This is a genomic window from Petralouisia muris (assembly GCF_004793545.1).
GTDB lineage: Bacteria > Bacillota > Clostridia > Lachnospirales > Lachnospiraceae > Petralouisia > Petralouisia muris.
In genome coordinates this window covers 1-6,907 of record NZ_SRYA01000133.1, presented here as the reverse complement: position 1 = coordinate 6,907, position 6,907 = coordinate 1, and the positions used below count along the sequence as shown (strand labels likewise).

Below are 6,907 nucleotides of genomic sequence, written 5' to 3'. Positions count from 1 at the left end.
AAAAAGGAACCTTTTACAATTCAAATGTAAAAGATTCCTTAAGTTAATGACATTGTGATTTTACTGGGTTTTTTCTAACTTAGCCCTATTATAACACGGGCATCTATGTAGTCTGTCTTCAGCGCTGTAAGCTGGGCGTCTATGGAACGCCAGATCGTCTCCTTGTCCGTAGTCCATCCATATGCCCCACTCTCATAATTTGCGCCAAAATGTACCTGATAGTGCATATCCTTTCTGACAGATGAAAAGGCTTTCCCATAATAGGTAAAAGTCTTTGCGCCTGCAGTGGCAAGGTCGGCATAATTGATTCCCTTCTCATGGGCAAATTCCAGAGCCCCAACCGCCTCCTTTTCCTCCGTTTCTGCAATGTAGCTTGTTCCCAGGCCGATCACGCTGATGCGGTCACCCGTCCTTCTGTTTGTCCTGTACTCCATTTTTTCCCTCCATTCAGAAAAATTATATAAAATTCACCACCAAACCGGTCAGAAAAGAGAATATCATTACATATGCCAGATATAGTACAAACCGCTTGATCCCCAATACAATCTTTACTGCTCCCAGATTCGTAATTTTCGTAGCCGGCCCGGTGATCATAAAAGCTGCGGCGCTGCCAAGGCTCATGCCGTCCATCAGCCACGTCTGCAATAACGGTATCGTTCCGCCGCCGCAGGCATAGAGGGGAACTCCGACAGTTGCCGCCATCAGGACCCCGAACGCTTCATTGCCGCCAAACAGGTTAGTCATCACATTCCCGGACACATATCTCTGAAACAGTGCGGATAAAGCAATACCGGCCAGAAAATACCATCCCGTAGCTTTTACATTCCGGCCCAGATTCTTAAGAAATCGTAACAGCAGATTAGCGTCTGTATCACGGCTTTTAGATTCTTCAAACCCTTTAAAATTGAAAAAGGGACGATTGCGGTAAAAAAGCCATATAAACACTCCGGCAAAAATGCCGCATAAAAAGCAGGATATGATACGCACAGCCAAAGCAGGAATCCCAAGAGCCGCGCTGTAAATAATCAGCTGTGGGTTCAGCAGGATCGAACTCATCATAAAAGCTGCCAGCCAGTCATCCCTGCGAGACTCATCCGCCGTTATGCTGCTTTTGGAAAATGAGGCGGCAATGGGGATGGTTCCATACATACAAAGAGGCGAGGCAATCCCTAACGCACTGGCACTGACAATACCCAGAATCCCCAGCCGTTTCTTTCCCATGGATCGGAATGCTTTATGAATATGTTCTTTCAGGAACACGGAAATCAGACTCCCCAGCACCATTCCCAATACCCAGTATTTAAAAATCTGTTCCAGCTGGACACTGAAATAGTACCAGAGGTAAACGGCTTCACGGTGTAATATATCAGTCATCTATACTCACCAGCTCATATTCCCGGCTTCCCAGGCCGATTTTTTCTGCCTGCTCCAGCGTATGCAGACCGTTTCTGGATTCAATCCTTTCAATCATGGACTGCCCATCCTCTGCCCCATAAACCAGATCCACACAGGCCTGGTCAAGCGCCACCGGATCATAGGAAGCAAGAATCCCGATATCGTGCATATCCGGCTCTGCCGGACTTCCGTCACAGTCACAGTCCACCGACAGGCGGTTCATCACATTGATATACAGGATATTTCCATTCAGATAGTCTGCAACAGATTTTCCAGCCTCAGCCATAGATTCCAGAAAAGCATCCTGGCTTCCTCCCCACATACTTCCGCCTGTTCCGCCGCTGTGGATATGGGATTTTCCTTCCGAAGAGGCGATGCCAATGGAAATATTTTTGATCGCCCCTCCAAAACCTGCCATGGAATGTCCTTTAAAATGGGACAAAATCACATAATAATCGTAATCCGCAAAATGCGCGCCCACATAATTTTCCGTCAGATTGTCCCCTCCCTCCACCAGCAATGTCATAGAGCCGTCTTCATCCATAATATCCACATCCGCAATGGCTGTATAACCATGCTCTTCCGCCACCTGATAGTGCATGGCTGTATTTGCCCTGGAACCTCCATAGGCGGTATTGCATTCCACAATGGTTCCCTCCAGAGACTGCACCAGCTCCCCGATCAGATCTGTCCGAAGATAGTTGCTGCCCGGTTCGCCGGTAGAAAGCTTTACGGCAATTTTGCCGGAGGGGGATGCTGACAGTGCCTGATAAATGTTCATAAGACCCTGTGAACTGATATCCGTTGTCATATACACAACCGGCGTATCGGCTTTTTGCTCCTGCCCCTCTGTAGCTGACGCCATGTCATTAGCTGCCATATCTTCCGAGGTAATTTCGGCTGCAGACTGTCCTTCTGCTCTTGATGCTTCTGCCACATTATCCTCCGTTCCCGGAATCACTTCCTCCTGGATCTCCTGTACAGTTTCTGCCCTGTTCTCATCTGTTCCCAGATTTTCAGAGGCGGAGTCCTGTGGTTTTTGTCCGCAGCCGGAAAGAACTGCCAGCAACGCTAAGATAAACGGAAATAAACATTTCTTTTTCATCAAATTAACCTCTCTTTTTCCATCTGACAATTTATGTCGTTTTGTCCTAATCAATCCGAAACCGATAACCTGCTCCCCATACGGTTTCAATAAACTGGTTTTCCGAATCATTCTTTCCCAGCTTATCCCTCAGCCTGTTGATATGGACGGTCACAGTTGCCGCATCTCCCAGAGAATCCATCCCCCACACCCGGTCAAACAGGGTATCCTTTGAAAACACCAGATTAGGGTTCTCTGCCAGAAACAGCAACAGTTCAAATTCTTTATTAACCAGTACCACTTCCTTTTTATCCAGATAGACCCTTCTTGACTTTGGCAGGATGGTCAGATTCCGGTAACTGATCTCTGTCTCCTGCTGCTCCTCTTCCTCTGAGGATGAAAGCAGATTATGGATATAAATGTGGGATTTCACCCTGGCTACCAGTTCTGTAGGGCTGAAAGGTTTTACCAGATAATCATCTGCCCCCAGTCCCAATCCCCGGATCTTGTCGATATCTTCCTTTTTGGCCGTTACCATGATGATAGGCAGCCATAGGTTTTTACGCAGTTCCCGGCATACATCAAACCCTGTCTTGCCGGGGAGCATCACATCCAGCAGGATGGCATCATACTTTTCTGTTTTTGCTTTTTGTTCTCCGGTAATCCCGTCAAAGGCCAGGTCGGTTTCGTATCCGTTTGCCTCCAGATAATCCCTCTCCAGTTCCGCAATCAGCTCATCGTCCTCTATGATCAGTATCTTCTCCATTGCGACCAATTCCTTTCCTTCATTTGACCGTGTTTTGAGGGCATTATGGAAGACCCATATGGCGTTTCCGTATATTTCTCATTTCAATCCATGACCGGAATACGGATAATCACAGCTAACCCTCCCCGGTTTTCTGCCCTTATTGTTCCTCCATGGCCGATGATGATTTCCTTCACCACTGCCAGTCCGATACCGCTTCCCTTCTCTGCACTGTTTCTGGAATCATCTACTCTATAAAAGCTGTCAAATATCTGTTCCAGGCTTTCCTTCGGTACTCCCGGGCCGTCATCCTGGAATACCAGTTCCAGACTGCTTCCCTCCAGTGTCCGTTTTAGAGAGATTATGACTCTCGAATTTTCTTTTCTCCGGTACCGCACCGTGTTTGCAAACAGATTATTAAAGATCCGTTTGAACTCTTCTCTGTCCAGCCTGACCGGAAATTTTCCTTTCCCGCAGAAATATTCGATTTCCACCTGTTGGTTTTCCATATCCGGGCGCACAAGCTCCAGATACTTTTCCACATAATCCTTAAAATCCGTTTCCTCCATGTGATACCGGAAGCCGGCGTCCAGTCTGCTGTACTCAGAAAGGCTGTCTACAAGGCTGACCAGATTTCCGGTTCTTGTCTTTATGGCCTGCAGGTAACGGAGCCTCTTTTCCGGTGTGTCTGCAATACCGTCTAAAAGTCCGTCCAGATATCCCATGATGGTTGTCAAAGGCGTCCGCAGGTCATGAGAAATCCCGGTGACCAGATCCCGTCTGCGCTTTTCATCCTTCAGCCGCTGCTGTACAGATTCCCGCAGGTATGCACGCATTTCATCAAAATCCCTGCATACCTGGCCAAACTCATCTTTTTTCTCATACTGCATGGGTGTATCCAGATTCCCCTCCCGGATTTCTTTTGTGCCAAGGCTCAATCTCCCAAGAGGCTTTAAAATACTGCCGGAAATCCACCAGGAGAGAACACCGTTAATACACACGGTCAAAGCCACAAAAATAATCAATATGACAGCCAGATAACGCCGAATGCAGTTTTTCAGATAATTTACCATGGTTCCATCTGTTTCCTGGGGGTGGACAGCCGTAATGCAAAAGATGCTTTCCCCATGCCAAAAGGTGCTTTTAATTACAGAGACCTCATACCGGCTGGCTGTCAGCATCTTCGCATAATCAATGGCATCTCCCGCCACAGACCTTGCTGTTTCCAAGTCAGTTTCAGACAGGTTGGAATAGATGCTTTCTCCGTCCTTTGTGATCATAAAACGGTATCCCAGTCCGGACAGTTTATTTTCCAGATGGGTCATCTCATCACTGTGCCGGATTTCTGCCTGGCAATCGTCCATCTGCGGACAATCCCCCCAGTTGTTTTCCCACAGCTCCTGCTGATAGTTATAAATCATACTCTGGGCGAACTGCACTCCATTCTCATCACTGTACATGGATACAAAGGTATGCCAGTAGCTGCCCAGAGAGGTATTCAGATACACAATGAGCACAACCGTTGTAACTAAAATCGGTATCAGAACCATCATAATATTGGACAGCCTGATTTTCTTCTTAATGGTCACTTTCCATATTCTCCTTTTCCTGCCATGTGTTTATGTACATTTCCAATGTCTGCGGCAAAATACCCTTTCGCTTTTCTGTTTACGAAAGCAGAAATCTTATAGCCTGTGTTCAGATTAACATGGGAGGATAAAAGAATTCACAAAGATATCTAAACAATTTCTAAACTTTTTCCAAAGGCTTTCAGCTCTGCCAGCATATCCGAATTGCTCTCTTTTCTCAGACTGGTCGAAATCACTAATATTTTCTTACTCATCTTCACTTTCCTTCTTTCTCTTAGATTTCATCCTACCTCTTTCCTGTCGGTTTTCCCTGAATCTGATAAATCAGATAATCCAGGCAGGAAATCCTTTTTTCATCCTTGTGTACCCTGCCAAGCAGATATTCCCTCTGGTGTTCCAGCAGTTCCAACTGTTTCGCCTGTTGTCCCTTGTCAAACCATCCCATAAAATCCTGAATCATTTCGTTTTCACATCCCGCATCCTCCAGATTCTGTATTACAGATTCCCTGCTTCCTGTGGCTATCATACCTGCACCCCCTGACGTTTTTAATAATTTTACTATAAGGCTATCTATAGCAAATATTTAGATATAATTCGTTTGTATAGTTGAAAACTATGGAAAACTATGATAGAATTTTTTTAAGTCAACCTGTCCTGCCGATTGGTTCCTATCCCCTGAAATGCATATGACATTCTTTCAACGTGCGACAGACAATAAACAGACAACAAGGAGCAGATATATGGAAATACGGGTACTTCAATACTTTCTTGCCATTGCAAGAGAACAAAGCATTATACGGGCCGCCGAGTCCCTTCATCTCTCTCAGCCTACTCTTTCCACACAGATTAAAAATATGGAGGAGGAACTGGGGAAGCAGCTGCTGATCCGCGGCACAAAGGGTTCCCGCAAGGTTACGCTGACAGAAGAGGGAATGATCCTCCGAAAAAGAGCGGAAGAAATTCTGGATCTGGTAAAGAAAACGGAAAACGAAATTATACTTTCTGACAATGTGATTATCGGAGATGTATACATTGGAGCCGGAGAAACAGATGGCGTCCGCCTGCTGGCAAAGGCTGCCGGAAAACTGAAAAAGCTGTATCCCGGAATCCATTACCACATTTCCAGCGGAAATGCTGTATTTGTCAGGGAGCAGCTGGATAAAGGATTGATTGATTTCGGAATTATATTTGGAACGCCTGATCTGACCAAATACGAAGCATTAAAACTTCCGGCAAAGGATGTCTGGGGCGTTCTGATGCCAAAGGATTCTCCCCTGGCAGAAAAAGAATTCATTTCACCCGAAGACCTGTGGGGGCAGCCACTGCTGATATCCCAACAGGAAGCAGCTGGCGGAGAACTTGTCCAGTGGATGAAACGCAGTATATCGGAACTGGATATTGTTATGACTTACAATCTGCTGTTCAATGCATCACTTCTTGTGGAAGAGGGACTGGGGTACGCAATCTGCTTTGACAGGATTATCAATACTTCCGGTGACAGCAGACTCTGTTTCCGCCCCCTTTATCCTACCATTGAGATTGAAATGTATATAATCTGGAAGAAGTATCAGGTTTTTTCCAAACCTGCTGAAAAATTCTTGTTGATGATGCAGGAGGATATAAATCCAGAGCAAAAATAATCTTGCTAAACTTAGACATTTTTGCATATAACAGAAAATGAACATGAATATTTTTACCATAAAAGAAACACGGATGAATTTCGATTATAAGGTGCACGCCGTCCTGGCCTACAGGCATTGTATCCGGATATAAGCCGGCATCGGTCTTCATTTGGAATTCCACACCTGCCCAGTTTCCACAGCGTCTTCCTATGCTTTATTTCTGCGGGTGCCAGAAATACCATATTCGTGTTAATAACCATGATATAAACTATAGTTCCAGAACACTTGTCTTAGTAAAAAGTAAGTGCTCTGGAACTTTCTCTTTCTCTATGATAATGTCATTATATCGGTTAATCTTGTGACAATCAATCAGATTTATTTTAAGTCAGAATAAATGAACAGCAACATCAATGCCCCAGCATATTTTCAATAAAAATCCCATATCCTTTGGAAGCGTCCTGGACAAACACAT

General features: G+C 45.3%; 7 protein-coding genes and 1 pseudogene. 2 read left to right on the top strand and 6 right to left on the bottom strand.

From position 1 onward, the window contains the following. Positions 1-74 precede the first annotated feature (74 nt). From E5329_RS27565 to E5329_RS27545, 5 genes are all read right to left on the bottom strand, one after another. Positions 75-434, bottom strand: a complete 360-nt coding sequence (locus E5329_RS27565; protein WP_135992359.1) for an aldo-keto reductase family protein — start codon at positions 432-434, stop codon at positions 75-77. Positions 435-456: 22 nt separating this feature from the next. Further along, positions 457-1,374: a permease gene (locus E5329_RS27560; protein WP_135992358.1), complete on the bottom strand. Its 918-nt coding sequence runs from the start codon at positions 1,372-1,374 to the stop codon at positions 457-459. Continuing rightward, positions 1,367-2,260 (bottom strand): DUF362 domain-containing protein, encoded by an 894-nt coding sequence (locus E5329_RS27555; protein WP_408634714.1) that lies wholly within the window; start codon positions 2,258-2,260, stop codon positions 1,367-1,369. The genes E5329_RS27560 and E5329_RS27555 overlap by 8 nt, the downstream gene beginning before the upstream one ends. A gap of 286 nt (positions 2,261-2,546) precedes the next feature. After that, positions 2,547-3,245, bottom strand: coding sequence for a response regulator transcription factor (locus tag E5329_RS27550; protein ID WP_135992356.1), 699 nt, complete (start codon positions 3,243-3,245; stop codon positions 2,547-2,549). Between the two features lie 83 nt (positions 3,246-3,328). Next, a complete protein-coding gene (locus E5329_RS27545) occupies positions 3,329-4,813 on the bottom strand; it encodes a sensor histidine kinase (RefSeq protein ID WP_135992355.1) in 1,485 nt (494 codons plus the stop codon). Positions 4,814-4,940: 127 nt separating this feature from the next. Here E5329_RS27545 and E5329_RS32745 point away from each other — a divergent pair. Beyond that, a pseudogene (locus tag E5329_RS32745) lies at positions 4,941-5,186 on the top strand (hypothetical protein); the annotation flags it as partial. On the opposite strand, the gene E5329_RS27535 reads toward E5329_RS32745, so the two are convergent. Then, positions 5,100-5,339, bottom strand: coding sequence for a hypothetical protein (locus E5329_RS27535; RefSeq protein WP_135992353.1), 240 nt, complete (start codon positions 5,337-5,339; stop codon positions 5,100-5,102). The pseudogene E5329_RS32745 and the gene E5329_RS27535 sit on opposite strands and share 87 nt — an antisense overlap. Positions 5,340-5,553: 214 nt before the next feature. On the opposite strand from E5329_RS27535, the gene E5329_RS27530 reads away from it, so the two are divergent. After that, positions 5,554-6,453 (top strand): LysR family transcriptional regulator, encoded by a 900-nt coding sequence (locus tag E5329_RS27530; RefSeq protein ID WP_135992352.1) that lies wholly within the window; start codon positions 5,554-5,556, stop codon positions 6,451-6,453. Positions 6,454-6,907: the final 454 nt, after the last annotated feature.